The sequence below is a fragment of the Corallococcus praedator genome (assembly GCF_003612125.1).
Classification (GTDB): Bacteria; Myxococcota; Myxococcia; order Myxococcales; family Myxococcaceae; genus Corallococcus; species Corallococcus praedator.
In genome coordinates this window covers 1-403 of record NZ_RAWI01001316.1, presented here as the reverse complement: position 1 = coordinate 403, position 403 = coordinate 1, and the positions used below count along the sequence as shown (strand labels likewise).

The window sequence follows — 403 nt, the reverse complement described above, 5'->3', positions numbered from 1 at the left end:
GGATCATAAGCATTAACTAAGAGTTTCTCTTTACGTTCTTGCACGCCAACTTCTCTTTGTTCTCGCTTTTTCTCAACCGTTTCTAGTTTACCTAAAGCGGCTCGAATATGATAACGAACTTCTGATAACGCAAAATCATCTGGAGCTTGTGATAAAGCCTTCTGTAAAAAAGCCTTGGTATTTTGTGTGTTATTTTTCATTTTATGCCTTTCTTAAATAATTCTATCCATTTTAGAGGAGCTTCTTCTGAAACAAGGTGAAAATATTTGTCTTTTACTTCACGCAAATATTTTTCATCCACTCTTATCTTCCAAATATCTAACTCACTTTCTGGAAGATCACCTAGTAGGGCAACATGATTCGGCAAAACAGATTCAATCCCTAAAGATAAATCCCTTTTGAT

2 protein-coding genes are annotated in these 403 nt (G+C 35.0%); both read right to left on the bottom strand.

Annotated features, from left to right (window positions below):
* A partial coding sequence (locus D7Y13_RS45535) for a hypothetical protein (protein WP_147452772.1) occupies nucleotides 1-200 on the bottom strand: 200 nt, incomplete at its 3' end.
* On the bottom strand, nucleotides 197-403 hold a 207-nt coding region (locus D7Y13_RS46625; protein ID WP_158626262.1), incomplete at its 5' end, for a hypothetical protein. The genes D7Y13_RS45535 and D7Y13_RS46625, both read right to left, overlap by 4 nt.